Raw genomic sequence first — 25,097 nt, 5'->3', positions numbered from 1 at the left:
GTCCGCCCATGACGCGCGAGCAGCCCCAGCCGCACGACCCCCAGGCCCCGGCCGCCCCGGAGCCCAAGACCCGGCTGGGGCGGATCCTCCGCGATCATCCCGAGGCCCGCCCCCGGCTCGGCCGGGCCGTCGGCGGGTTGCTCGGCGCCTTGCTCGCCACGCTCGCCGCCGTCGGAATCCTCCTGATCTGGCACTTGCGACGCCGGGCCGACCTCGTCCGCGACCGCCTGGGAAACCTCCCCGCGGCCCCCCTCCCCGACCCCTCCGAACGGCGCCCCGAGCCCGACAAGGATCGCCCCGCGTGACGACCCCGGACCTGAGCTTCCGCCCCCACGAGCGCATCAAGGACCCCGCCGACTTCCGCCGGGCGTTCGATCGCAAACGCTCGGTCTCCGACGGCGTCCTGATCGTCTACGGCGCCGAGAACGGCCTCGGCCACCCCCGGCTGGGGGTCTCCGTATCGCGCAAGCGCGTCCGCAGGGCGACGGCCAGGAACCGGATCAAGCGGCTGATCCGCGAGGCCTTCCGGTTGTGCAAGGCCGACCTCGCGCCGGGCGTCGATCTCGTGGTGCTGCCGCGCGCCCCTCGGGCGGAGTTCGCCCAGGTCCAGGCCTCGCTCGCCGTCCTGGGCCGCGACGCCGCCCGCCGCCTGGGCGTCCGGAAGCGGGAGCGGGAGCCGAAGCCCGCGCCTCCGGCATGACCGCCCACCGCCCGCCCCGCTCGCGCTCGTTCGCGTCCGGAATCGCCGCCCTCCCCGGCCGGCTGGCGGTCGGCCTGCTGATCGCCGCCGTGCGGGCCTACCAGGCGACGATCAGCCCCCTCCTGGGGAACGTCTGCCGCTTCCATCCGAGTTGCAGCCGATACATGATCGAATCCCTGCGCAAGTACGGCCTGATCGTCGGCCTCGCCAAAGGTCTCCGGCGACTGTCTCGCTGCCACCCCTGGAACCCCGGCGGCTACGATCCGCCCTGAGCCGGGGTCCGAGGGACGGCTTCAGGCCGTGCCGTTCGTCAGAGCGAGTCCGACGAGACGACTTCGCCGCCGTTGCGGGTGGCGATCGACCGCCAGGTCGGCAGGCTCACCGAATCCTTGACGAACTGGACGTGGCCGTCGCAGAAGAGGGCGGAGACGCCCCCGGCGTGGTTGCTCCGGGCCGTCTTGATCGCCGGGTTGTGGGGCGGGCTCGACTGCCAGCAGTCGAACTGCCGGGCGTTGGGCGCCAGGTAGTGATTATACAGCGTCGTGCGATAGTCGCCGTCCCACCAGCCGAAGCCCTTGTCGAGCCGCCAGCCGGTCGGGGCCGCGCATCCGGCGTCGCTCAGAGGGGTGGAGCCGATTGCGGCGGCGCGGCGGACGTCGACGGGAGGGTTCGCGCCCACGACGGTCGCGGCTCCTCCGCCGGCGGTGCCGATCAGTTGCTCGGACGCGGCGATCGTGCCGCTCAGCCCGTCGGAGATGCTCGAAGCCGACTGCGGCGGCCCCAGCACGAACGCGCCGTTGGCCCCGACCGACAGCCCCGCGTCCCCGGGGGTCGCGCTGCCGGGCGAGCCGTCGCCGGTGCAGAACTGGTAGTTCGAAGGCCCCGAGAGGACGCCCCCCGGCAGGGTCGTCGGCGGCGGCGTGGAGTCGCTCGGGCAGAGGAAGAACGCGACCTTCGCCGCCATCACCGTCGTGTTCGCCCCGAACGGCGTCCAGGGCGAGGTCCCCAGCACGTTCGACGGTCCCGCCGCGATCGGCCAGTCCATGTTGAGCGCGTTGTAGACCGTGGACTGCTCCAGGTACGGCGACAGTTGCGCCAGCACCGACCACCGGTAATGCAAAGCCGGAACCCCGGGGTAGACCTGGCTCGCCCTCGGGTAGAGGAAGCCCACCGGGAAGACGTTCAGCGACGAATGATAGTTGTGCATCGCCAGCCCGAGCTGCTTCAGGTTGTTCGTGCATTGCGCCCGTCTCGCGGCTTCCCGCGCCGCCTGCACGGCCGGCAACAGCAGCGCGATCAGCACGGCGATGATCGCGATCACCACGAGAAGCTCGATCAGCGTGAAAGCTCTTCGCTTCGACATATTATATTCCGCCCCTTTGCAGATGGATCCCTCGGTGCGCGCGGCCGCCCGCCCCGGGGACGCCTCCAGGCGTTCGACGGGCGCGGCGGGCGCGGTCTCAGCTCCGATCAAATCGAATGCGGCGAGCCCCGAGCGCGTCGCGAGGAAGCGCGCGGGACGGCCTCGGCGGCGCAGGCCGCGAGGCTCAGGAGGCCGAGGGAGCTGGCTTCGGGGGTCGGTCGAGACGGTCGGGCCCTTCGGCGGGGAGCCGATCGGACGCGGGGGGCGGGATGCGGCCTTCTTCGCAGTCCGCTCGTCCACCGAACCCGGCGGCGAGGGCGTCATGTCCCGGTCGGATCGGAGCGGCTTTCGTCGGCGCGACGTCGTCGCCGCCGGGGTCCGCACCGAAGCATGGCCCGGCGGGGGCGGGCGGCGTGGGTTCGGCCGCGACCTTCTGTCTTGTCTCCGGCCTCGACCTGGGGGAGGGCTTCGCGGAGGGCTTCGGGACGCAGCAGCAGACGCCTCCCCGGCATCGCGGCCCGCATTTGCAGAAGCGGGCGTGCTCGCCCGGATCAGACGCCCTGGCCTCCCCTCCGACCGCCGCGAACAGCCCGAGCGCGAACAGCGCCGCGAGGACTCGCGAGCAGAAGGAGGACCGGGATCGACGCCGGGGCGAAGCGGGCATTCGTGTGTCGAGCCGGGGTGGGGAGAGAAGTTGGAGGAGGCCGCATGTGCGATGGGTCTATCTTTCAACGGGGTCGGGGCGCTGTCAAGCATCCAGCTTCCGGCGGCGACGCTCGGCCGGAGCGATCCTTGACAAAGCGACGGCGGCGTGCGACGTTGAACGTTCGTTGAACAGCCCTCCCACCACCCACCGCAGCGTCCACCCTCCAAACCAGAACGGGCGCGTTTCAACAAGTGCACGGAGCTGGATTCATGACTCGAGCCGGGCGATGCGGCCTGCTGGTATTGGGATTCCTGGTCGTCGCTGGGTCGGAGGCGTGGGCCGACCCGCCGAAGGTCAACGACGCCTCGCCGTTCGGGGCGCGTCGCGGCGAGCCCGCGGAGGTGACGTTGACGGGGACGGGCCTCGCGGCCAACCCCCGGCTGATCGCTTCGTTCCCCTTCCAGGTCGAGGCCCTCCCGCCCGAGCGGAGCAAGCCCGAAGGCTGGGCGTTCCGGCTGACCGTGCCCGCCGGCGTGCCGATCGGCGTCTATCCGATCCGGGTGCAGACCGATGAAGGAGTGTCCAACCCGCTCCTGTTCGCCGTGGGACAGCTCGCCCAGGTCGCCGAGGTCGAAGCCAACGACGGCTTCGAGACGGCCCAGGCGCTCGCCGCGACCCCCGTGGTCGTGGAGGGCCGTACGGCGGGCAACGACGTCGACCAGTTTCGGTTCGCGGGCAAGAAAGGGCAAAAGATCGTCGTCGACGCCCAGTGCGCGAGGATCGGGTCGGTGCTCGATCCGTCCATCCGCCTGACGCAGGCCACCCCTTCGCGGCGCTTCATCGCCGCCGCCGACGACACGCCGGGGCTGCTGACCGACGCCAGGCTGATCGTCGAACTCCCGGAAGACGGCGACTACGTCGTCGAAATCTCCGACTCGCGCTACGCCGGCGGGGGTCGGCCGGTCTATCGCCTCCTGGTCGGCGAGATTCCCATCGCCGAAGAGGTCTACCCGCTCGGAGGCCGCGACGGAGAGACGGTCGGATTCGAGCTGCGTGGGGGGACCTCGCCGGAGCCTCGGGCGGCCGTCGCCCGCCTGGAACCGATGCCGCTCGCCGAGGTCGCCTGGCCCCGTTTCGCGGGCGGGGCGAGCGGCATCGACGTGGAATCGATCCGTCCGCTGGTCGTCTCGCGCGTCCCGGAAATCCGCGAGCCGACCGACCCGGCCGCGCCGCCGATCCGAGTCGCCGCGCCGGCGGTGCTCAACGGCCGGATCGATCCGCCGGGCGACGAGGACCGTTTCGTCGTGGCGACCAAGCCGGGGGCCAAGCTCCGGGTCCGGGTGGAGGCCGCGAGCCTCGGCTCCTCGCTCGATGCCGTGCTCCAGGTCCTGAATCCCAAGGGAGCCGCGATCGCCCAGGGGGACGACCAGTCGATCGCCGGGGCGATGCGCGCCGGGGCGGCGGTGAACACGATCAATCCCGACCCGGCCCTGGCCGTGGACGTGCCGGCCGACGCCGACGAGGTCACCCTCGTCTTGCGAGACATGGAGAAGCGCGGCGGGGTCGGCTTCCCCTACCGGATCGTCGTCGAGCCCGCCTCGCCGAACTTCGGCCTGGCCCTGGATGCGTCCGAGGCCAACGTCCCGCGCGGCGGGACGAGGGTCGTCGGCGTAACGCTGACGCGCGAAGGCTATGACGGCCCGGTGAGCCTGACGGTGCAGGACCCGCCCGCCGGGCTGACGTTCCGGCCGGGGAGCGTGGCGGCGGGCCAGGCGATCGGCAAGCTCTCGCTCTCGGCCGCCGCCGACGCGACGTTCGCGATGGCCGACCTCAAAATCGTCGGCGAGGGCCAGGGCCCCGACGGCCCGATCCGCCGGGTCGCCTCCCGCCGCGACGTCTTCGCACAGCAAGAATACCTGGCGACGAACGCCCTGGAGCGAGAGACCCTCGCCACGGCCCCCGCGCAGCCCAGCGTCGTCACGCTCGACGCCCCCGCCGGGCCGATCGAGGCGATCCACGGCCAACCGGTCACGATCCCGGTCACGATCGCCCGGACGCCCGGCGCCGACGCGGCGATGGATCTGTCGGCCCTGCCCCCGGCGCCGGGCTTCACGGCCGCCGTCGTGAAGGTCGCCGAGAAGGCCGCCGACGCCCCGTTCGTCGTCGCCGTGGCCGCCGAGGCCGCCCTCGGGACGACGACTCTGGGCCTCTCGGCCAAGGGCAAGTTCGGCGAGGTCGAGCGGACCATCGAGGCCCCCGCCGTCACCCTCCAGGTCGTCCGTCCGATCGACCTGACACTGGAGACGCCGGCCGTCGAGGCCGCGCCCGGAGCGACGGTCGAGATCAAGGGGAAGGTCGTCCGCAAGGGAGCCTTCAAGGAGCCCGTCGTCGTCAAGCTCGACGGCCTCCCCGCCGGCCTCAAGGCCGAGCCCGTCACCGTCGCGCCGGAGGCCACCGACTTCGTCGTGAAGGCCGTCGCCGACGCCGACGCCAAGCCGGCCGAGGCCGCCGCCACGGTCGCCGCGGCGTTCCAGATCGACAAGAAGGACTACGCGTTCCCCCCCGCCCCGCTGGCCGCCAAGATCGTCGCCGCCCCGCCGAAATGACCCCGTTCCCCGCCCTCGCCCCAGCACCAGCACCAGCCCCAGCCCAAGAACCTCCGGGAGCCTGCGTATGTTCCGGCCCTGCTCGTCGCGACGACGCCTGATCGCCACGGTCCTGCTGCTTTCCCCGCCCCTCGCCCTGCCGGCCTCGGCCGAGGAGCCGACGGACCCGAAACCCGTCAGCTTCATGGCCGACGTCGCGCCCATCCTGGTGCGGAACTGCATCGCCTGCCACAACCCCAAGAAGCCCGAGAGCAAGTACGTCATGACGAGCTTCGACAAGCTCGCCAAGGGGGGAAAGGTCGGCGAGGACATCACCCTGGAGCCCGGCAAGCCCGACGAGAGCTACCTCATCGAGCTGATCCGCCCCGAGGGCGACCCGCGCATGCCGTTCAAGCAAGATCCCCTGGACGCCGCCGAGATCGCCCTGCTGGAACGCTGGGTGGCCGAGGGCGCCAAATACGACGGAAAGGCGGCCGACGAGGACTGGACGTTCCTGCTCCGCAGGACCCGGAAGGTCGACGTCCCCGACTCCTACCCCGTCGCCGTGCCGATCACGTCCGTCGCGTTCACGCCCGACAATGCCCGTGTCGAGGCCGCCGGCTACCACGAGGTGACGGCCTGGAACGTCGCCGACGCCGCGCTCGCCGGTCGGCTCCGAGAGCTTCCCGAGCGGACCTACGACGTCGCCTTCAGCAAGGACGGCAAGTGGATGGCGACCGCCGGCGGCGACCCCGGGCTCTACGGCCTGGCCAAGCTCTACGCCCTGGAGCCGGGCGCCGAGCCCAAGCTCGTCCGCGACCTGGCCGAGGCCCAGGACGCCGTGTTCGCGGTCGCGTTCACGCCCGACGGGAGCAAGATCGCCACGGCCGGCGCCGACCGCATCCTCCGCGTCTTCGACACGGCGAAAGGTGACCTGCTCTTCCAGGTCGAGGACCACGCCGACTGGATCCTCGACATCGCGTTCAGCCCCGACGGCAAGCTTCTGGCCACGGCCAGCCGCGACAAGTCGAGCAAGGTGTTCGACGTCGAGAAGAAGGAGTCACTAGTCACGTTCCCCGGCCACGGCCAGCCGGTCTACGGCGTGCTGTTCGCCCCCGACGGCAAGGCCGTCGTCTCGGCCGGCGGCGACGCCCAGGTGCGGATCTGGACCATCGACGGCGAGGCCAAGGAAGTCCGCAAGATCGCCGGCTTCGGCGCCGCCGTGTTCGCGATCGCCCTCACCCCCGACGGCAAGACCCTCGCCGGCGCCGGCGGCGATAACAAGGTTCGGGTGTACAACTTCGAAGACGGCAAGGCCCTCCGCACGCTCGAAGGCCACAAGGACTGGATCTACTCGACCGCCTTCTCCCCCGACGGCAAGCTCGTCGCCTCCGGGAGCTGGGACGGCGAAGTCCGCCTCTGGAACCTCGAAGACGGCAAGCCGCTCCAGACCTTCCTCGCCGCCCCCGGCTTCAAGCCCCCCGGCGACCAGGCGGCCCGCTGACCGTCCGCGAGGACGCGAGCCGTCGCCAGGCACCCTTCTCCCCTCGTGGGAGAAGGTGCCGCGCGGCGGCGGATGGATGAGGGGGGCGAGCACGAGAGCCGTCGCTTCCTTGGTCCATCCGCGACGACGATCCCCTCATCCGGCCTTCGGCCACCTTCTCCCACCAGGGGAGAAGGATATGATCCTATCGGCGCATGAATTCGTTGCGCCGATTCAGGCGATGACGGGAGCCGCGACGGGCTCGGAGAGGGCGTTCCACCAGGCTTCGGCCTGGTCCTCGTCCCAGTCTCGCGCCGAGGCGCAGGCGGCGAGGTCGCGGGCCAGCGCCTTCACGTTGGCGTAGCGGTCGTCGGGGGCCTTGGCGAGGCAGCGGAGGATCACGCGCTCGAGGTCCTCGGGCACGCCTTCGACGACCTGGGAGGGGGGGACGACGGGGTCCCGGACCTGGGCGATCATGACGGCCATCGCGGTCGTCCCCTCGAAGGGGGGGCGGCCGGTGAGGGCGTAGTAAGCGATCGCGCCCAGGGCGTAGACGTCGGTACGAGGGTCGACGGGACGGTCGCCGGTCGCCTGCTCGGGGGCCATGAAGGCGGGGGTTCCGCTCACGCTGCGATCGGTCGTCAGCTCGGGCGCGTCCGGGTCGGCGGTGAGCTTCACCAGGCCGAAGTCGAGGATCTTGGCGACGTCGGCCTCGCCCCCCCGGAGCGCGACGAAGATGTTGGCCGGCTTGAGATCGCGGTGGATGATCCCCAGGGCGTGCGCCTCGGCCAATCCTCCGCAGACCTGACGCAGCAGGTAGAGGAGCCGGCCGGGGGAGACCGGCCCGTGCTGCGAGACCAGGTCCTGGAGGCTCATGCCGGGGAGGTATTCCATGACGTAGTAGAACGTCCCCTCGTCGGTCCGGCCGTAGTCGTAGATCGCGATGGTGTTCGGGTGCGAGAGCCTCGCCGCCGACTTGACCTCGCGTTCGAACCGCGCCAGGGCCAGCGAGTCGCCGCCGGCGTCTCCCTTGATGAGCTTCAGGGCGCAGGGCCGTTTGAGGAGTTGATGCTCGGCCAGGAAGACCTCTCCCATGCCGCCGACGCCGATCCGGCGGCCGAGCTGATACTGCCCGAACTTGCGCGCGTCGTGCAGGTCCTTGCGGAGGCCGTTGAGGACGTGGGCGCAGTAGATCGCCAGCGAGGCCCCGCACAGCAGGGCGACGACGTTCGACCCCGAATGTTCCGAGGACCGCATCGCCTCCAGTTCTTCCACCAGATCCGGATGCTCGAATTCCAGCAGGAGGGTGAAGGCGACGACGGGGACGAGCGCCATGCTCAGGATGACCTTCGCGGCCGTCGCCGCGTCGTTGGGGATCAGGGCGCCGTAGAGGAGCATCAGGACGATCGACCCGATGACGCCGTTCTTCAGGTAGGTCGCCATCCCCAGCGCGTCGGACTGGCGGAGATATTCGACGCCGAGCAGGTACTGCGCGGCCCCGATCGAGAGCGCGATGGCCCCGAAGAGGCCGAATTCGAGTCCCTTGACCGTCCTCCGGGAGAGCGGCTCGCGGCTCAGGAGGACCGCCGCCACCCCGGACGAGAGGACGAACTGCCCCACTCGGATCAGGCTCGCCCCCCAGTTCCGGCCGAAATGGCCGGCGAGGAGGGACCAGGCCAGGAGCCCCGCCGTGATGAAGGCCAGGAACAGGGCGGCCGACGCCAGCCGACGCCGCCTCAGGTCCTGGGTCTCGGCCGCCAGGCTCCCCGAGAACTCGGTCGCCGCGCCGACGTGGGGCTCGAGGCGAGCCGTCATCAGCCCGTCGTCGGCCGGGGGGAGCTGGAACTCGGTGGGTATCAGGTCGATGTAGGAATCCCCGGCGGGTTCCGTGCGCATGTGGTCCGTGCTCATGGTGCGACTCGATTCCAACGAGGGTTCAGCGGCCGCCGACCTGGGAACTCGACCGGCCGTCGATCTTGGCGGCCTTGGCGCCGGACAACGAGGGGATGAACGCGAACGCCAGGATCACCAGGCCGATCGTCAGGATCGGCGTCACGACGCGGTGGGTGGGCCGCCTCAGCTTGTTCCAGTGGTCGATCGCATATTTGATCGTGTAAGGCGGGAACAGGAACAGGAGGCCGGTGGCCGGCCCCTCGCGGAACGGCACGGCCAGGATGTTCGCCAGGCCGCTGATGATCCGGCCGATGTTCAGCAGCACCACGGCCTGGGCGCCGAGCAGGGCCAGGCCCCGGTTGTGGGCCGTCGCCCCCAGGAGGATGAGCATCAAGAACGGGATCGAGAGCAGATAGGCGAACTCGTTCACCCGCCGGAAGAATTTCTGGACCGAGCCCAGGCCCCGCCTCCAGGCGATCCTGACCTCGCCGGCCGCTCCAGACCCCCGCCCCTGCTCGACGACCGGGATCTTGTAAGCCTCGACCAGGCCGTAGGGCTTGGAGTCTCCCAGGTCGTCCAGCGGGGTCGGCTTCGGGATGGGCTTGCGCAGGCCCGGCATCCGCTCGATCGTCAATGGTGCCAGCCCGACCTGGCTGCCCATGCGTTCCAGCCACCCGGGGCCGCCCGCGACGGACGCCGCCGCCGGAGTCGGAGCCGCCGCCGACTGTGCGGGGACGGTGATCCGCTCGCCGCAGCGTTTACAGCGGCCCGGCTTGCCGGCCGCCTGTTCGCCCACTTCGAACCTCGCGCCGCAATGCGAACAGAAGAAGATGATGCTCATCGTGGCCGCCCTCCTCGAAGGCCCGCGGGGCCCGTCGCTCCACGTCGCGTCACCTCTCGATGCGTCCGGTCGACACCGCCACCGTCAGGAGAATAGCTCGTAAATCGGTTCCGCGTCGGTCGAACCGGCGATCGGCGAGGGATCGACCCCGAGCGCGTGGTACATCGTGGCCACCCATTCCTGGGGCGAGACGGGGCGGTCGACGGGCGTCGCGGCGTGTACGTCGCTCGCGCCGATCACGCGGCCTCCCCGCACGCCTCCGCCGGCCAACACCGCGCTCCAGACGCCGGGCCAGTGGTCGCGTCCCCCGGAAGCGTTGATCCGGGGCGAGCGGCCGAATTCGCCGACGGCGGCCACCAGGGTCGTCTCCAGCATCCCGCGATCGTGCAGGTCGTCGAGGAGTGCGGAGAAGGCCCGGTCGAACGTCGGCAGGACCTCGCGCCGATAGTCGTCGAGCGTACTGAACGGCCGCGCGCCGTGGCAGTCCCAGGTGACGCGGTCGAACACCGATTCGTACATGTTCACCGTCACCACCCGCACGCCGGCCTCGACCAGTCGCCTCGCCGCCAGGCAGTCCCGGCCGAACCGGGTCGAGCCGTAAGCCTCGCGCCTTCGCGACGGTTCGTCGACGGTCGACAGGGCCCGCCGCAACCGAGGATCGGCGAGCGGCTCGGACGGGCGGTCGGCGGCGAGGAAGGCGGGCTCCCAGTCGGTCCCGAGTTCGCCGGCCGTCTGGCCGCGGGGGAGTTCGACCCCCGTGTTCCCGATCGGGCCGGGGACCGCCGCGAAGGCGGGCGTCGAGGCGTCGCGACGGCGGCCCAGGAACCTCGCGGTCGTCGCCCCGAAGTGGGGATGCTCGTCGGTTCGGCTCAGGCGGCCGGTCTGAAGCAGTTGCAGGCCCGTCTCGTGGATCGGCGCCTCATCGTGATTGAGCGACCGGATCAGCGCCAGACGGTCCATCCGGGCCGCGAGCCGGGGCAGATGCTCGCTGACGCGCACGCCCGGCACGCGGGTCGCGATCGAGCCGAACGGCCCGCGGACCTCCTCGGGCGCGTCGGGCTTCGGGTCGAAGGTCTCAAGCTGGCTGGGCCCGCCGACGAGCATCAGCAGAATCACAGCGCGATCCTTGGTCCCTTCGCTCGCCGCGAGTCGCACTCCGGTCCCCGAGAGGGTCAAGGCTCCCAGCCCCACGCCCCCGGCCCGCAAGAACTCGCGACGGTCCACGCCCCTGCAACGACGCCCCGATTTCGGTTCGTTCTGGCTCATCTGCGGCCTCGCTCCCATGCCCGGCTCGGCCCTTCGGAATCGACCCGAAGGGACATCCCTCGGATAACGTAACCCGCTCAAGTCCCGCAAAATAGAGTTTTCCAGGAAATCGCCGCGCCGGATCTGGTCCGACGACCACTCCGACGCAGATCACTTCCACGACAGGAAGGCTCTCCGGGTTATAGCGATAACAGGAAAGGCCGGCGGTTCCTTAAGTTTCGGTAACCCTGGCCAGATAGGTTGGTTCGATTCAACCGCTTCCGAGTCGTAGGCCGATAAGCCATCCGGAGCAGGATGCTCGAGGATTCAGGGTCGGTGATGGTCGGGGAGACGGCTTGCGTCGCCCTCAGGAAGTTAACGAAGGAGGAGCTTGTGACGACCCGAAGCGGCAGGAGGCGGCGGGACACGTGGGCCTGGGTTCTGGGGATGTCGTGCGGCCTGCTGATCCAGGCGACGACCTCTGAGACGGCGCTCGCCCAGGGGGGTCCGGGCTCGGCCGAGGAGGCGCTGCCCAGGGCGATGGGGGGGATGACCCCCGGCTCGCGGGAGTCTCGATTGGGGACGGCGCCCGGGACCGACTCGGGACCGTTCGGGATCCAGCCCGGTCAGGATCAACCGCTTCTGGGGGCAGGCGGCGGGACGGCGGTGCCACGCGTGCCGGCCTCGATCAGCATGCCCGAGGAGGGGCCGACCCCGCGCGCCCGGTCCCTCGGCGCTCCGGAGGCCTTGCCGATCCCCCGCGCGCCGCTGTATGGCTCGCTGTCGCTGCCGGACGGCGAGGAGTCGGAAGGCCCTCCCGGCGGCATGACGATCGAGGAGGCGATGGACCGGCTGATCCGGGAGAACCTCGACCTGCGCTCGAAGTCGCTGGAGATCCCCCAGGCCCGCGCCGACGTCCTGACGGCCAGCCTGCGGGCCAACCCGATCTTCTTCGCCGACGCCCAGATGATCCCCTACAGCCGCTACACCGAACAGCGGCCGGGCGGCCAGACCCAGTACGACGTCAACATCTCGCACCCGGTCGACTTCTCGCGCAAGCGGCGGGCCCGGACCGCCTACGCGGATCAGGTGATGCACATCACTGAAGCCCAGTACCAGGACGCCGTCCGGCTCGAGCTCAACAACCTCTACACGGCCTACGTCGACATCCTCTCCGCACGGCAGATCTTCCGCTACGCGCAGGCAAGCTCCGAGGGGTTCGATCGGCTGATCCGGGCCACCGAGCTACTCTACGAGAAGGAACTGGCCTCTCGGGCCGACGTGAGCCAGGTCCGTTCCCAGAAGGAGATCGCCGCCGTCGGGGTGCTCGACAGCGAGGAGAACCTGAAGCGCGCCAAGCGGACGCTGGGGATCATGCTGAACCTGCCGCCGGACCAGGCCGAGGCGCTGGAGTTCACCGGCTCCATCGAGGACCGCGCCCCGCCGCCGCCCCCCGTCGAGGAACTGGTTCAAATGGCGCTCGCCTGCCGTCCCGACGTCGTCTCCTACCGCCTGGGCGTGCGCGCGGCCGAGGCCGGCGTCCGGCTGGCGATGGCGAACCGCTACCAGGACGCCTACGTGCTCTTCCAGCCCTACACGTTCCAGGACAACTCGCCGACCGGGACCAAGAGCGCGCATTCCTGGGCGCTGGGCCTCACCGTCCCGATGCCGCTCTACAACCGCAACCAGGGGAACATCGAGCGGGCCCGGATCAACGTCCAGCAGTCCCAGCTCGAACTGGCGAACGTCGAGCGCCGGGTCCACAACGAGGTCGTCCAGGCGGCCCGGGAATATCAGATCACCCGCGACATCGTCGGCCGGATCCGGTCGGAGATCATCCCCGCCTCGGAGCAGTCGAAGAACGACCGGTTCATCCTGTTCCAGAGCGGCGAGGCGAACGTCGTGTCTTACCTGGAGTCCCAACGAGTCTACAACGACAACGTCAAAGCCTACCTCGACACGGCGGTCCGGCACCGGCGGAGCATGCTCAACCTGAACACCGTCGTCGGCCGTCGACTGCTCCCCTGACGGACTCGCCGGGTCGATCGGTCCTGATCCGGCCCGGAACCTGGATGCGGACGACGAAACAAGGCCGTGGCGACGTCGTCGCCACGGCCTTGTTTACGTCTTACTTTGAGCGGGGCCCGGCCTCGCCCTGGCGATCGCCGAGGTCAGGCGATCAGGTTCTTGACCACGCGGGCCAGTTCGGCGCCGGTGTCGGTGAGGCTGTAGAAGTTGTTCTTCCCCTGGCGGCGGGGGGCGATGATGTTGCCGTGGCGGAGCAGCGCCAGGTGGTGGCTGACCGCCGGCTGGCTCTGGCTGAGCTGGTCGCAGAGGGCGCCGACGTGGCGCTCGCCCTCGGCCAGGATCAGGATGACCTGGAGCCGGGTCGGGTCGCTGACGTGCTTGAGCAGGATGGAGGCGCGCTTCGCCTGCTGGAACCGCTGGTCGGCCGCCTTGACCGACTTGGGCCGGCCGGAGGCGGCCTTCGCCAGGGCGGAGCCGGAGGTCGCCTTCGCTGCGACGGGGGTCGCCTTCGACGTTGCGGCCGCCTTGGTCGCGGCGGCGCTGGGGGCCGCTTTCGTCGCGGCGGAGTTGGCGGCCGCTTTCGTCGCGGCGGATTTGGGACCGGCTTTGGCCACTGCCATGACTTCGTCCTCCTAGGCTGTACGTGATTTTGGCGATGCGACCGGGGTCGACGCCCTGGACGCGCTCCCGCCTCGCGCGGGGGGTCGGGCGGCGGATGAAGGCCGCAAGGGCGTTCCTCAGGAGGGCGGGCGTCGCCGGGGGGCCGACGCGATGACGCGACCAGCCGCGAGGACGGACCGAGCCGCCGGCACGCACAACGAGACGCTCACAGTCTTGCGCGAACGTATCTCAACGTGGGTGCTTGTCGATATCTTATAGTTAGTTTATTTCGTGTCAATCGCAAATCGCAAACTTTCATCACGTTGATTCGTGCATTTGTCCGCGCAAGGGGCCCGTCGGGCGGCGGCGTGGGGCCGCGGGCCGCCCGACGGGCCCGCCGGCCCGGGCTTTCGGCGGGGAGGGGGACGATCAGGGGGCGGCGGCGGGGAGGGCTTCGGAGATCGTCTTGAGGAGGTCCGCGGTCGTCCAGGCGTTGGACTTCGTCCCGACTTCGAGCCGGACCAGGCGGCCGTCGGGCCCGATGACGGCCGTGCAGAGGTTGTGCACGATTTCGTTCTTGACCGGGCCGAAGGTCAGCCCCAGGGCGGGGGCGATCCGCCCCAACTCCTCGTGCGACGCGGTCGCGAAGGTCCAGACCGGCGGCTCGGCCCCCCGGATCCGCGCATGTTCGCGCAAGACTTCGGGCGTGTCGTGGTCGGGGTCGAACGAGAGCGAGACCAGCCGCACCCGGGACGACCGGCTCGAAGTCGCCGAGATCGATCCGGATAGTTCGGAAAACTTGCGATCCATCATCGGGCAGAATTCCGGCAGCGGGCAGCGGGTGTAGATGAAGGTCAGCACGACCACGAACCCACGGAGGTCGGACAGCTTCCGCGACTCGCCGGCCTGGTCGGTCATCGTGAAGTCGGGCACCTCGTCCCCCGGTTGGAGCCGCGCGGGCTGGGCGACGAGCTTCGGGATCCCCTTCGTCACCTCGAGCAGCAGGGGCGAGCCGATCGCCGGCTTCGTGACTTCCAGGTCGACCAGGTCGTAGTCGACCGTCTCGCCGTTGCGGGAGAGGACCCGGAGCTTCCCCTCGACGACGTCGCCGGCCCGGAATTCGTCGAAGTCGGTCCCCTCGGGCATCTTGAACGGCATCGTCATGGCCGGCATGAAGCCGGGGATCGCCTCGTGGCGGATCTGGAGCTCGCGAGCCCCGGCGTCGACCTTACGGACCTCGCCACGGAGCGCGTAATCCTTCGTCTCGGTCGGGGGCTCGGTTTTCTTGGACGACCCATCGGCTTTCGAAGACGCGGCGGGGTCGGCCGGCCGGGGCGAACATGCGGCCGTCGCGAACACAACGAGCATCAGGCCCAGCCGAACGCCGACGCCGAGTTCCGACATGCCGACTCGCGTGGTCATGTTCCGATCTCCAAGCAGGACACTTGAGCATTCCTAATCGCGTTACGGCGACCCGTCGGCTTATTCCGAGGCGGGTCGGAACGGGAAGTCGGCGTCGAGGGGAGCGGCGGCGAGTTCGGCCAGGAACGCCCCGACGCGGTCGGCGACGAGTTCCGCGTACTCCTCCCCCTTGGCGGCGGTGGCGGCGCGGGGGTCGCCGGAGCCGGAGTTGGTGGTGAGCAGATGCCAGGGGCGGGTGAGCTCGACCCATCCCCGGGCGACGGCGTCGAACCGGGAGGGCCGCACGGCCCCTTCGTCGGCCTGGTCGAGCGTCACGAGTCCGGGGAAGAACGCCAGGCCCATGCTGGTCTCCATCTCGCCGGCGTGGTCCTCGGGCACGTCGAAGATCGCGGCCGAGCGGTCGGCGCCGACCTTGTACCAGTTGCACAGGAACAGGTGGACCGGGGTCGTGCCGTGGAGTTCGCGGAGGATCCACTTGAGGTCGTTGCCTCCGTGGCCGTTGAGCAGCAGGAGCTTGTGGACGCCGTGCTTGGCGAGCGAGGCGACGAGGTCGGCGATCACCCGGGCGAGGGTCGAGGGGTTGAGGTTCATCGCCAGGGGGAACTCCATCTGGTTGGTCTCGGTCCCGTAGGGGATCGAGGGGAGCTGGAGGACCCTGGCGCCCCGGGCCGCGGCGTGCTCGCAGGCGCGGGCGGCGATCACGTCGACCTGGAAGGTGTCGGTGCCGTAGGGGAGGTGGAGGTTGTGGGGCTCGGTCGCTCCCAGGGGGAGGACGGCCGCCTGGAACGGGGGTCCGGCCTTGACCTGTCCATAAGTGATCTCGGCGAGCTTCCAGGAGGACATCGCGCGGGTACCTTCTCGGGGGGAAGTCGGATCCGGGCGGCGGGCGACGCCGGCCTCGACGGGGGTGGGCCGGTCGCGCGATCGCCTTGCGGGTGGGGGGGAGGTCCGGTACGATCGGACCGGGTCGTCGGGCCATCCGTCATGGCGGGACCTCTCTGCTCCGTTATCCTTGGATCGGCGTCGCGATGCAAGCGTTCGAGGCCACCAGCTTCTATTTCGACCAGGCCGCCAGGCTGCTCGACCTGTCCGACAACATCCGGACGCTGCTCGTCACGCCCGACCGCGAGGTCCGCGTCGAGGTCGTCATCGAGATGGATTCGGGCCGGATCGGCAACTTCATCGGCTACCGGGTCCAGCACGACAACTCCCGGGGGCCGTTCAAGGGAGGCCTGCGCTATCATCCGTTGGTCGATCAGGACGAGGCCCGCTCGCTCGCCAGCCTGATGACCTGGAAGACGGCCCTGGTCGACCTCCCGTTCGGCGGCGCCAAGGGGGGGGTCAACTGCGACCCGTCGAACCTCTCTCGGGGGGAGCTCGAGCGCCTGACCCGCCGATTCACCGAGAAGATCCAGGACGTCATCGGCCCCGTCAAGGACATCCCCGCGCCCGACATGGGGACCGACGCCCAGGTGATGGCCTGGATCATGAACGAGTACGGCAAGTACGCCGGGTTCAATCCGGCCGTGGTGACCGGCAAGCCGGTCGAGCTGCACGGCTCGGCCGGGCGCGAGGCCGCCACCGGCTACGGCGTCGCGATCGTCGCTCGCGAGATGCTCGGCAACATGGGCCGGACCATCGGCGGCTCGACGGTCGCCATCCAGGGCTTCGGCAACGTCGGCGGCCACACCGCGCGGTTCCTGGCCAAGGAGGGGGCGAAGATCGTCGCCATCTCCGACGCTTACGGCGCCGTCTTCAACCCCGACGGGATCGACGTCGCCGCGCTCGACCGCCACGTCGCCGTCACCCGCAAGGTCGTCGGCTTCGAGGGCGCCCAGGCCTCGACCAACGAGGAGTTGCTGAGGGCCGACGTCGACGTCCTGATCCCCGCGGCCCTGGGGGGCGTGTTCGACAAGGCGACCGCCGAGGCCGTCCGCGCCCGGCTCGTGGTCGAGGCCGCCAACGGCCCCACCTGGCCAGAGGCCGACGCGGTCTTCAACGCCCGGGGCATCCCCGTCGTCCCGGACATCCTCGCCAACGCCGGCGGCGTCATCGTCAGCTACTTTGAATGGGTCCAGAACCTCCAGAACTTCAAATGGCCCCTGGAGCAGATCCAGCGCGAGCAAGAGGCCAAGCTGGTCACCGCGTTCCACGACATGCACGACCTGGCCGTCCGCAAGAACATCCCGATGCGGACGGCCGCCTTCTACCGGGCCATCGCCCGGGTCGGCCGGGCCCACGCCCTGGCCGGCATCTGACCCGACCCGGACTCGCGGGCGAGCCGAGACGTCGACGTTCGCCCTCGCCCGATCCCCCCCTTCGCCCCCCTTCCATTGATCGATCGGCCCATGAAAGACTATCAGACCTACGACAACCCCCTGATCCAGCGCTACGCCAGTCGCGAGATGGCCCACCTGTGGTCGCCGCAGGTCAAGTTCTCGACCTGGCGTCGTCTCTGGGTGGCCCTCGCCGAGGCCGAACGCGCCCTCGGCCTGAACATCTCCGAGGATCAGATCGCGGCGATGCGGGCCGCGGTCGAGGCGATCGACTTCCCCGCCGCCGAGGCCTACGAGCGGCGGTTCCGCCACGACGTGATGGCCCACGTCCACGCCTTCGGCGACGCCGCCCCGGCCGCACGGGCGATCATCCACCTGGGCGCGACGAGCTGCTACGTCACCGACAACACCGACCTCATCCTCACCCGATCGGCCCTGACCCTGGTCCGCGACCAGCTCGTGGGGGCGATCGAAGCCCTGGCCGACTTCGCCGCTCGCTGGAAAGACCTCCCCTGCCTCGGTTACACCCACTTCCAGCCCGCCCAGCTGGTGACGGTCGGCAAGCGGGCGACCCTCTGGTGCTATGAACTGGTCCTCGACCTCGGCGAGATCGAGCGTCGGCTGGACGACCTGCGGTTCCTGGGCGTCAAGGGGACCACCGGGACGCAGGCGAGCTTCCTCGCCCTGTTCGACGGCGACCACGCCAAGGTCCGCGAGCTGGACGCCCGGGTCGCGGCCGCCTTCGATTTCGACAAGACGTACGCGGTGTCGGGCCAGACGTACTCCCGCAAGGTGGACTCGCTGACCGTCGCCTCCCTGGCCTCGATCGCCGAATCGGCGCACCGCTTCGGCATGGACCTCCGGCTTTTGGCCCATGAACAGGAAGTCGAGGAGCCCTTCGAGGCCGAACAGATCGGCTCGTCGGCCATGGCCTACAAGCGGAACCCGATGCGAGCCGAGCGGATGTGCTCGCTCGCCCGGTACGTCATGAGCCAGGTCCCGGGCATCGCCGACACGGCGGCGACCCAGTGGCTGGAGCGGACCCTCGACGACAGCGCCATCCGGCGGCTGATCATGCCCCAGGCGTTCCTGGGGATCGACGCGGTCCTCACGCTCTATAACAACGTCGTCCCCGGGCTGGTGGTCCACCCGCCGGTCATCGCCAGGCACCTGGCCGAGCAACTGCCGTTCATGGCGACCGAGAACCTGCTTATGGCGGCCGTCCAGGCCGGGGGCGACCGCCAGGCGCTCCACGAGCGGATCCGGGTTCACTCACTGGAGGCCGCGGCGCGGATGAAGGTTGGGGCCGGCGTGAACGACCTGGTCGACCGTCTTCGCAACGACTCGGCGTTCCCGAAACTGGACTTCGAAGGGATCATGGACCCGGTCCGCTTCACGGGCCGCTCGTCCGCCCAGGTCGACGAGTTCCTGGAAGCCGAGATCGAGCCGATCCGCCGACGCTACGCCGGCCGCGCCGCGACCACGGCCGAGGTCCACGTCTGAGAGCCTCGGCATGAGCTTCGGCTCGGCTCGACCGCATTCGAGCCGAGCCGGGCGGATTCGAACGAAGCACCGCCCGGCGGCGCGAGGAGACGAAACTCCTGGCGCCGCCGGGCGGTCCTGATTCGTTCGAAGGGCGAGACGGGATCGTCAGGCCGGATCGTCGCGGGTCAGACCCGGGAGCTCTGGTGCTGGCGAGCCTTGCGGAGTCGCTTCAGTTCCTCGCGACGGCGCCGCTCGCTGGGCTTCTCATAGTACGCCTTCCGGCGCATCTCTTTGCGGAGCCCGCTCCGCTCGCAGAGCTTGCGGAACCGTCGGACTGCTTCCTGGATCGACTCTCCCGCGCGAACCCGTAACTTCACCACGTTGATCTTCCCTCATTTCCCTTCAGTTGGATCGGACCGGTAGCGCCTTCCAAACCGGCGGCCCCGAGGAACTCAAACACCCGCGAGCCTTGCGAATCGACCGCACTCCGGGCTTCGACGCGGCCTCCAGGCCAGGTCGGGAGCCGACTTCGGGCTGGGGGCCCGGGGCTCCGCCTTCGGCGTCGCGGGTCGCAGGTACCGGCGAGAAATCCAAAGTATACCCAGGGGGGTCGCCTTTGACTAGCTTCAGCTTCGGTCCTTCCACGCGAATTCGCGTCGGATCTCGAGGCGAGGTTTTCCGGCCGCGGCGAGGTCTGGCCAGGGGCGTCCCCGGCGCCGGAAACTCGGAGGCGGGCTCATGTCCGCCGACCTGGATCGCCGATCCAACTCCAACCGTCGTCAGGTGGGGGGTCCGAGGGAAGACTCAGACCCCGGCCAGGGCCGGCTCGGCGTGGCGATCCGCGGTCTGCTTGACGAGCAGCTCTTCGCGGTAGATCTTCACGTGGCCAGGGGCTTCGATGCCGATGCGGACCTGGCCGCCCTCGATCTTGACCACCGTCAGCACGATTCCACCGTCGATGACGATCTTCTCATTGACCTTGCGGCTGAGAACCAGCATCACGTTCCTCCTTGCTCGATGGCTGTAGCGTCTTGCGATTGAGTTAGCGTCCTTCGCCGGGTTCCTTACGAAGCCTTTCCGGTTTCGTGTCTCGAACCCCCAGCCTGGGTCGCCCTTGACACGGTTCACTCTAAGCAGCCGGGATGCCGAAGTCACCTCGGATTATCCTGAGAATAGCCGCAAACCCTTTGATTGACTAGCCTTGATTTTATTTAAGGATCCCGACGCGGATTGCCGATGGTCTAATCAAAAGTACAGGACCTGAACCTTCTCTTCCCAAAATTCCCAGCTCGAATGGGCAAACCTTCAAAATGGGAACGGTCGGCCGAGGGTCCCGTTGGGATAGTCAGCACTGGGCGCACCGGGTACCATCTCGTGCGCATCGCGATGCGTCCCGACCGCCGACGGCGTGAGGGGCGTCGAATCCCTGTCGGGGCGGGCCGGCACCCTCCGGGGGCTGGGCCGCCCCGGCGAAGAGAGGTTGGGAAGCGGACCCGTGCGCGTAGGAATCGGTCACGACACGCATCGCCTGGTGGAAGGTCGGCCGCTGATCCTGGGGGGCCTCCGGATCGAGCACCCGCTGGGCCTGGCCGGGCATTCCGACGCCGACGTCGTCTGTCACGCCGTGGCCGACGCCCTCCTCGGCGCCGCCGCCCTGGGAGACATCGGCGAGCATTACCCCGACACCGCCCCCGAATGGCGCGACCTGGACAGCACCCGGCTCCTCGCCGAGGTCGTCGCCCTGATCGCCGCCGAGGGCTGGAAGCCGGTGAACTGCGACGTCATCGTCCACGCCCAGGCTCCCAAGCTCGGCCCCCACAAGGCGATGCTTCGCGCCAACCTGGCGAGGCTCCTCGGGCTCCCCGACGGGGCCGTCAACGTCAAGGCCAAGACCGGCGAGCACGTCGGGCCGGTCGGCCGGGCCGAGGCGATCTCCTGTCACGCCGTCGTCCTGATCGAGCCGATCGACCCCGGGCGTTGACGCCCCGGACCGCGGCCCCCCTGCCCCCTTCCTTCCCCGCGAGAGCACGCGAATCCCATGGCGCTTCGAGTCTACAACACCCTGAGCCGGACCAAGGAGTCGTTCCAGACCGTCGCGCCGGGCAAGGTCGGCATGTACGTCTGCGGCCCCACGGTCTATTCCAAGAGCCACATCGGCCACATGGTCGGGCCGGTCATCTTCGACACAGTCAAACGCTACCTCGCCTATCTCGGCTACGAGGTCTCCTGGGTCGTCAACATCACCGACGTCGACGACAAGCTGATCGTCCAGGCCCAGAAGGACGGCACGACCGTCAAGGCCCTGGCCGAGCAGGTCACGGCCGACTACCTCGACTGCCTGAAGGCCCTGAACGTCACCGGCGTCGACCACATGCCCCGGGCGACCGAGCATATCGACGACATCATCGACATGAACCAGGGGCTGATCGACAAGGGGTTCGCCTACGCCTCCGGCGGCGACGTCTACTTCGACGTCTCCAAGGCCGACGCCTACGGCAAGCTCAGCCATCGCGACCCCGAGGAACTCCAGGCCGGCGCCCGCATCGAGCCCTCCACCCTCAAACGCAACCCCGGCGACTTCGCCTTGTGGAAGGCCTCCAAGCCCGGCGAGCCCTCGTGGGAAAGCCCCTGGGGGCCGGGACGGCCGGGCTGGCACATCGAGTGCTCGGCCATGAGCCTCAAGCTCCTGGGCCGGCATTTCGACATCCACGGCGGCGGCCTCGATCTGGTCTTCCCCCACCACGAGAACGAGCTCGTCCAGTCCGAATCCTTCACCGGGGGCCCGTTCGCCTCCTACTGGATGCACAACGGCCTGCTCACCCGGGAAGGCCGGAAGATCTCCAAGTCCGACCCCGACACGATCGTCCTGATGAGCGACCTGCTCGATGAGTACGAGCCCGACGTCATTCGGATGCTCCTCCTCTCCAGCCACTACCGTCGGCCGATCGACTACGGCCCGACCCGTCTGGCCGAGATCAGCCGCAGCCTCCAGACGTTCCACCGGGCCTTCGAGCGGTTCGAGGAGCTGACCGGCGAGCGTTTCGACGCGCTGGAGGCTCCGACCCGTCGGCACGACCAGGAGGGGGATGCGAGCCCGGAGCTGACCGAGCTTCGCCAGGGCTTCCTCGACGCCATGGACGACGACTTCAACACCGGCGGGGCGGTCGGCGAGCTGTTCGAGATCGTCCACGTCCTCAACCGGACGGCCGCGGGGCTCTCGCCGGACTCGCCGCCGCAGGAGCTGACGCAGTATCGCGAGGGGATGGTGGCCCTCAAGGAGCTGAGCAACCTCCTGGGCCTCTTCGCCAGGCTCCCGGACAAGAGCCAGGTCGGCGGCGACGCCCTGACCGGCGACCTGATGAGCCTCCTGATCGAGCTTCGGGCCCGCCTCCGCAAGGAGAAGCACTACGCCCTGGCCGACGAGGTCCGCAACCGCCTTGCGGGCCTGGGGGTCGTCCTGGAAGACGGCGCCGACGGCACTCGCTGGCGGGTCGAAGCCAAGCGCTGAGTTGAGAGCCCGGGGGCGGCCCAGAACCGCCTCGTCTCCCGACGGAGGAGTCGCCCCGATGACGTCCCGATCGTGCGAGTCCGAAGGGAGCCTCGACGCCGTCAAGCCCGGCGACGGCGCGAGCCCGCCGGTCTGGAGCCGGGTCGTCGGCATCGACCCGGGCCTCAACGTGACGGGCTACGCGGTCGTCGACCCCGGCCCGCGCGGGCCGGTCGTGGTCGAGGCCGGCGTGATCCGTCCCGGCTCGTCGAGCCGGGCCATGGGGCAACGTCTGGACTACCTCCATCGCAACGTCGTCGAGCTGCTGGCCGCGTACCCGCCCGGCGCCCTGGCGCTGGAGCAGGTGCACAGCCACGTGAAGTTCCCGCGCACGGCGATCCTGATGGGCCACGCCCGGGGCGTCATCGTCCTGGCCGCCGCCTCGCGGGGCATCCCCGTCTTCGGCTACGCCGCGGCCCGGGTCAAGAAGACCCTCACCGGCAGCGGCCGCGCCCCCAAGGAACAGATGCAGCGCGCCATCCAGACCGAACTGGGCCTGGACGAACTCCCCGAGCCCCACGACGTCGCCGACGCCTGCGCCCTGGCCCTCTGCCACTTCCAGATCGGCCGCACCCTGCGGAGCCTCAAGGGGATGTAGGACGAGCCGGTATTGGGTTCGTTCGCGCGAACCAACCCAGGCCGCAACGGACCTCTCCGGACGTGCCCGGCCGCTCCAGGAAGCGAGAATCCCCCTCCGCACGCCTCGAGAAAATTGGGTTCGTTCGTGCGCTTTCGACGCCTCGCGCGATCTGCGTAGGAGGCGGCCGAAGCCTGGACGAGGTCCACCTCGTCCGCCGCGAGGGAAGGAAGGAATGCTGGCGCGATCATGCCTTCCCCCCTGGTGGGGGTGGCCGCAGGCCGGATGAGGGGGACCTTCATCGCGGACGAAGGGAAGATGCGTCGGCTTGCGTGCTCGTCGCCCCCATCCGCCGCCGAACGGCCGCTTTCCCGTCCGAGGGACTGATCGTCCGAAATGGCACTTCTCGGCGGGTCACGCCCGGCGCGCGGGGCGTCGGGCGCTTGATCGCCGAAGGAACCGAGACTACATTGCCAAGGAACAGGCCGGGGACGGAGTCCTCCAAGCTGACAATGCGACGCTTCGCTCGATTGGAGCGGCTCCCGCGCACGAAACGCCCCCTTCCCGCCCGATTTCGCACCGACGCCCTCCCCCGCCGCATGAGGATGCCCCCATGAGATTCCTCCAGATCGCGCCCGCCCTGGCGGCGGCGCTCGCCTTCGTCTCGTCGCAGATGGTGAGAGGGGCCGACGACCTCGTCTGGGACGTGATGGCCGACACCTGGACGGCCACGGACGGGCTCGGGCGGACGACGCCGGGGTTCGACGAGGCGGGGCCGCCCCGCGCGGATCGGACCACGGGGATCTTCTACTTCCTCTGGAGCGAGGGGCAGAACCCCGTCTACGACCTCTCCAAGATCCTGGCGGCGAACCCGGACGACCCGAAGTTCGGGCCCAACCAGGCGTTCCACCACTGGGCCGAGCCGCTGTTCGGCTACTATCGGGACGACGATGCGTACGTCATCCGAAAGCATATTCAGATGCTCAACGACGCCGACGTCGACGTCCTGTTCTTCGACGTCACCAACGCCCTGACGTACGACTCGGTGCGCGACGCCGTGCTGAAGGTCCTCGACGAGTTCCGCGCGTCCGGCCAGCGGACGCCCCGGATCGCGTTCCTGACGAACTCGGCGAGCGCCAGGACGGTCGAACATCTCTACAAGACTTTTTACAAGCCGGGGAAGGGCCGTGAGCACTGGTTCGCCTGGGGCGGCAAGCCCCTGATCCTCGCGCCGACCGACGGCCTGAGCGACGAGGTCAAGGACTTCTTCACGATCCGCCGCTCCTGGGCCTGGACGAAGGGGCATTCCTGGTTCGGCGACGGCCGCGACCGTTGGCCCTGGCTCGACAACTCGCCCCAGACCCCCGGCTGGCATGAGGCACCCGACAAGCCCGAGCAGATCTCCGTGACCGTCGCGCAGCACCCCACGGGGAACATCGGCCGGAGCTTCCACGACGGCAAGCAGCCGCCGCCCGAGGAACGCCACCCCGAGCGCGGGCTCTACTTCGCCGAGCAGTGGAAGCGGGCCCGCGAGGTCGATCCTCCGTTCGTCTTCATCACCGGCTGGAACGAATGGATCGCCCAGCGGTTCATCGACCCCAAGGGGGAGATGTCGATGGGGGGCGTCCGGCTCAAGCCGGGCGGCACGTTCTTCGTCGACCAGTACACGCCGGAGTACTCGCGCGACATCGAGCCGGTGAAGGGGGGCTTCGGCGACGCGTACTATTACCAGCTCGTCTCCGAGGTCCGGCGCTACAAGGGGGTGCGCAAGCCGGCCGACGTGGCGAAGGCCAAGGTCCGGGTCGACGGCGCGTTCGGCGACTGGAAGGCCGCCGCCCCCGAATTCCGCGACACGATCGGCGATCCGGCCCGACGCCGGCACCCCGGCTGGAAAGGCGAGCCCGACTTCGTCAACGAGACCGGCCGCAACGACCTGATGGCTGCGAAGGTCGCGCCCGGCGACGAATTCGTCTTTTTTTACATCAGGACTCGCGAACCCCTCACCGCGCCCGCCGAGCGCTGGATGACGCTCTGCATCGACGCGGACCACGACCCGAAGACCGGCTGGCTGGGCTACGACCTCGTCGTCAACCGCGAGCAGATCGTCGACGGCATGGCGACCGTCGAGCGCCTCAAGCCCGACGGCGCGACCGAGCCGCTGGACGCCGCCGCCGCGGTCGCCTTCGACGGGAACGAGCTGGAACTGGCCCTTCCCCGCTCCGCCCTGGGCTTGGACTTCCCCGGCGACGGCTCCAGGCGAGTCGCCTTCGACTTCAAGTGGCTCGACAACGTCCCGATCGGCGGCGACGCCTCGACCTTCACCCTCGACGGCGACGCCGCTCCCAACGACCGATTCAACTACCGGGCGACGTGGGCCGAATGACCCCGATCCGGCTCCTCCCAGGA

At 69.6% G+C, this 25,097-nt stretch carries 21 protein-coding genes; 12 read left to right on the top strand and 9 right to left on the bottom strand.

Annotated features, from left to right (window positions below; translation table 11 throughout):
- The first annotated feature begins 8 nt into the window (after window positions 1-8).
- From VT85_RS14270 to yidD, 3 genes are read left to right on the top strand one after another with little or no spacing between them, the layout of a single operon-like run.
- A complete protein-coding gene (locus VT85_RS14270) occupies window positions 9-305 on the top strand; it encodes a hypothetical protein (protein WP_068416372.1) in 297 nt (98 codons plus the stop codon).
- Complete coding sequence (gene rnpA, locus VT85_RS14265; RefSeq protein ID WP_068416370.1) at window positions 302-700, top strand: ribonuclease P protein component; 399 nt, start codon at window positions 302-304, stop codon at window positions 698-700. The genes VT85_RS14270 and rnpA overlap by 4 nt, the downstream gene beginning before the upstream one ends.
- Window positions 697-972, top strand: a complete 276-nt coding sequence (gene yidD / locus VT85_RS14260; protein ID WP_082858602.1) for a membrane protein insertion efficiency factor YidD — start codon at window positions 697-699, stop codon at window positions 970-972. Before rnpA ends, yidD begins: the two co-directional genes overlap by 4 nt.
- A 38-nt stretch (window positions 973-1,010) precedes the next feature.
- Here the strand turns inward: yidD and VT85_RS14255 are convergent, their stop codons facing one another.
- Window positions 1,011-2,063, bottom strand: coding sequence for a DUF1559 domain-containing protein (locus VT85_RS14255; protein WP_068422034.1), 1,053 nt, complete (start codon window positions 2,061-2,063; stop codon window positions 1,011-1,013).
- A 915-nt stretch (window positions 2,064-2,978) separates the two neighbouring features.
- Between VT85_RS14255 and VT85_RS14250 the strand changes: the two genes are divergently transcribed.
- Together VT85_RS14250 and VT85_RS14245 are read left to right on the top strand one after the other, a co-directional pair.
- Window positions 2,979-5,315: a hypothetical protein gene (locus tag VT85_RS14250; RefSeq protein WP_068416363.1), complete on the top strand. Its 2,337-nt coding sequence runs from the start codon at window positions 2,979-2,981 to the stop codon at window positions 5,313-5,315.
- 67 nt (window positions 5,316-5,382) lie between these two features.
- The gene (locus VT85_RS14245; protein ID WP_068416361.1) at window positions 5,383-6,798 is read left to right on the top strand and encodes a c-type cytochrome domain-containing protein; all 1,416 of its coding nucleotides are present in this window, start codon (window positions 5,383-5,385) and stop codon (window positions 6,796-6,798) included.
- 213 nt (window positions 6,799-7,011) lie between these two features.
- On the opposite strand, the gene VT85_RS14240 is transcribed toward VT85_RS14245, so the two are convergent.
- From VT85_RS14240 to VT85_RS14230, 3 genes are all read right to left on the bottom strand, one after another.
- Window positions 7,012-8,688 (bottom strand): serine/threonine-protein kinase, encoded by a 1,677-nt coding sequence (locus VT85_RS14240; RefSeq protein WP_068416359.1) that lies wholly within the window; start codon window positions 8,686-8,688, stop codon window positions 7,012-7,014.
- Between the two features lie 25 nt (window positions 8,689-8,713).
- Entirely contained in the window at window positions 8,714-9,511 is a 798-nt protein-coding gene (locus VT85_RS14235; RefSeq protein ID WP_068416358.1) for a hypothetical protein, read from the bottom strand.
- Between the two features lie 84 nt (window positions 9,512-9,595).
- A complete protein-coding gene (locus VT85_RS14230; RefSeq protein WP_082858601.1) occupies window positions 9,596-10,777 on the bottom strand; it encodes a DUF1501 domain-containing protein in 1,182 nt (393 codons plus the stop codon).
- A gap of 372 nt (window positions 10,778-11,149) precedes the next feature.
- Between VT85_RS14230 and VT85_RS14225 the strand changes: the two genes are divergently transcribed.
- Window positions 11,150-12,784 (top strand): TolC family protein, encoded by a 1,635-nt coding sequence (locus VT85_RS14225; RefSeq protein WP_197490706.1) that lies wholly within the window; start codon window positions 11,150-11,152, stop codon window positions 12,782-12,784.
- A gap of 143 nt (window positions 12,785-12,927) precedes the next feature.
- Here VT85_RS14225 and VT85_RS14220 read toward each other — a convergent pair whose 3' ends face one another.
- The 3 genes from VT85_RS14220 to VT85_RS14210 form a co-directional block, all read right to left on the bottom strand.
- Entirely contained in the window at window positions 12,928-13,404 is a 477-nt protein-coding gene (locus VT85_RS14220) for an ArsR/SmtB family transcription factor (protein WP_082858600.1), read from the bottom strand.
- Window positions 13,405-13,813: 409 nt separating this feature from the next.
- Window positions 13,814-14,806: a copper-binding protein gene (locus VT85_RS14215; RefSeq protein WP_082858599.1), complete on the bottom strand. Its 993-nt coding sequence runs from the start codon at window positions 14,804-14,806 to the stop codon at window positions 13,814-13,816.
- A gap of 60 nt (window positions 14,807-14,866) precedes the next feature.
- Window positions 14,867-15,649 (bottom strand): creatininase family protein, encoded by a 783-nt coding sequence (locus VT85_RS14210; protein WP_068416346.1) that lies wholly within the window; start codon window positions 15,647-15,649, stop codon window positions 14,867-14,869.
- Window positions 15,650-15,834: 185 nt separating this feature from the next.
- On the opposite strand from VT85_RS14210, the gene VT85_RS14205 reads away from it, so the two are divergent.
- Both VT85_RS14205 and purB read left to right on the top strand, forming a co-directional pair.
- Entirely contained in the window at window positions 15,835-17,064 is a 1,230-nt protein-coding gene (locus VT85_RS14205; protein ID WP_068416343.1) for a Glu/Leu/Phe/Val family dehydrogenase, read from the top strand.
- 90 nt (window positions 17,065-17,154) lie between these two features.
- A complete protein-coding gene (gene purB, locus VT85_RS14200) occupies window positions 17,155-18,585 on the top strand; it encodes an adenylosuccinate lyase (protein WP_068416338.1) in 1,431 nt (476 codons plus the stop codon).
- 167 nt (window positions 18,586-18,752) lie between these two features.
- On the opposite strand, the gene rpsU is transcribed toward purB, so the two are convergent.
- Together rpsU and csrA are read right to left on the bottom strand one after the other, a co-directional pair.
- Window positions 18,753-18,947, bottom strand: coding sequence for a 30S ribosomal protein S21 (rpsU, locus tag VT85_RS14195; RefSeq protein WP_197490704.1), 195 nt, complete (start codon window positions 18,945-18,947; stop codon window positions 18,753-18,755).
- A gap of 424 nt (window positions 18,948-19,371) precedes the next feature.
- The gene (gene csrA / locus VT85_RS14190; protein WP_068416331.1) at window positions 19,372-19,566 is read right to left on the bottom strand and encodes a carbon storage regulator CsrA; all 195 of its coding nucleotides are present in this window, start codon (window positions 19,564-19,566) and stop codon (window positions 19,372-19,374) included.
- A gap of 496 nt (window positions 19,567-20,062) precedes the next feature.
- Between csrA and ispF the strand changes: the two genes are divergently transcribed.
- The 4 genes from ispF (at window position 20,063) to VT85_RS14170 (ending at window position 25,074) form a co-directional block, all read left to right on the top strand.
- Window positions 20,063-20,548 carry a 2-C-methyl-D-erythritol 2,4-cyclodiphosphate synthase gene (gene ispF / locus VT85_RS14185; protein WP_068416323.1) on the top strand — a complete coding sequence of 162 codons (486 nt, stop codon included), beginning with the start codon at window positions 20,063-20,065 and terminating at the stop codon, window positions 20,546-20,548.
- Between the two features lie 57 nt (window positions 20,549-20,605).
- Entirely contained in the window at window positions 20,606-22,075 is a 1,470-nt protein-coding gene (gene cysS / locus VT85_RS14180; RefSeq protein ID WP_068416320.1) for a cysteine--tRNA ligase, read from the top strand.
- A 58-nt stretch (window positions 22,076-22,133) separates the two neighbouring features.
- Window positions 22,134-22,712 carry a crossover junction endodeoxyribonuclease RuvC gene (locus tag VT85_RS14175; RefSeq protein ID WP_082858598.1) on the top strand — a complete coding sequence of 193 codons (579 nt, stop codon included), beginning with the start codon at window positions 22,134-22,136 and terminating at the stop codon, window positions 22,710-22,712.
- Between the two features lie 592 nt (window positions 22,713-23,304).
- On the top strand, window positions 23,305-25,074 hold the full coding sequence (locus VT85_RS14170) for a hypothetical protein (protein WP_068416317.1): 1,770 nt from the start codon (window positions 23,305-23,307) through the stop codon (window positions 25,072-25,074).
- Window positions 25,075-25,097: the final 23 nt, after the last annotated feature.

This window comes from Planctomyces sp. SH-PL62 (genome assembly GCF_001610895.1).
Lineage (GTDB): Bacteria > Planctomycetota > Planctomycetia > Isosphaerales > Isosphaeraceae > Paludisphaera.
Note: the sequence above shows the minus strand (reverse complement) of the source record. Positions and strands in the feature narration are given on the sequence as shown.

Coding starts and splice junctions, on each gene's coding strand:
- VT85_RS14270 (WP_068416372.1), top strand. CDS start 9: ATGACGCGCGAGCAGCCCCAGCCGCACGACCCCCAGGCCCCGGCCGCC.
- yidD (WP_082858602.1), top strand. CDS start 697: ATGACCGCCCACCGCCCGCCCCGCTCGCGCTCGTTCGCGTCCGGAATC.
- VT85_RS14255 (WP_068422034.1), bottom strand. CDS start 2,063: ATGTCGAAGCGAAGAGCTTTCACGCTGATCGAGCTTCTCGTGGTGATC.
- VT85_RS14250 (WP_068416363.1), top strand. CDS start 2,979: ATGACTCGAGCCGGGCGATGCGGCCTGCTGGTATTGGGATTCCTGGTC.
- VT85_RS14245 (WP_068416361.1), top strand. CDS start 5,383: ATGTTCCGGCCCTGCTCGTCGCGACGACGCCTGATCGCCACGGTCCTG.
- VT85_RS14240 (WP_068416359.1), bottom strand. CDS start 8,688: ATGAGCACGGACCACATGCGCACGGAACCCGCCGGGGATTCCTACATC.
- VT85_RS14235 (WP_068416358.1), bottom strand. CDS start 9,511: ATGAGCATCATCTTCTTCTGTTCGCATTGCGGCGCGAGGTTCGAAGTG.
- VT85_RS14230 (WP_082858601.1), bottom strand. CDS start 10,777: ATGAGCCAGAACGAACCGAAATCGGGGCGTCGTTGCAGGGGCGTGGAC.
- VT85_RS14220 (WP_082858600.1), bottom strand. CDS start 13,404: ATGGCAGTGGCCAAAGCCGGTCCCAAATCCGCCGCGACGAAAGCGGCC.
- VT85_RS14215 (WP_082858599.1), bottom strand. CDS start 14,806: ATGACCACGCGAGTCGGCATGTCGGAACTCGGCGTCGGCGTTCGGCTG.
- VT85_RS14210 (WP_068416346.1), bottom strand. CDS start 15,649: ATGTCCTCCTGGAAGCTCGCCGAGATCACTTATGGACAGGTCAAGGCC.
- VT85_RS14205 (WP_068416343.1), top strand. CDS start 15,835: ATGCAAGCGTTCGAGGCCACCAGCTTCTATTTCGACCAGGCCGCCAGG.
- purB (WP_068416338.1), top strand. CDS start 17,155: ATGAAAGACTATCAGACCTACGACAACCCCCTGATCCAGCGCTACGCC.
- csrA (WP_068416331.1), bottom strand. CDS start 19,566: ATGCTGGTTCTCAGCCGCAAGGTCAATGAGAAGATCGTCATCGACGGT.
- cysS (WP_068416320.1), top strand. CDS start 20,606: ATGGCGCTTCGAGTCTACAACACCCTGAGCCGGACCAAGGAGTCGTTC.
- VT85_RS14175 (WP_082858598.1), top strand. CDS start 22,134: ATGACGTCCCGATCGTGCGAGTCCGAAGGGAGCCTCGACGCCGTCAAG.
- VT85_RS14170 (WP_068416317.1), top strand. CDS start 23,305: ATGAGATTCCTCCAGATCGCGCCCGCCCTGGCGGCGGCGCTCGCCTTC.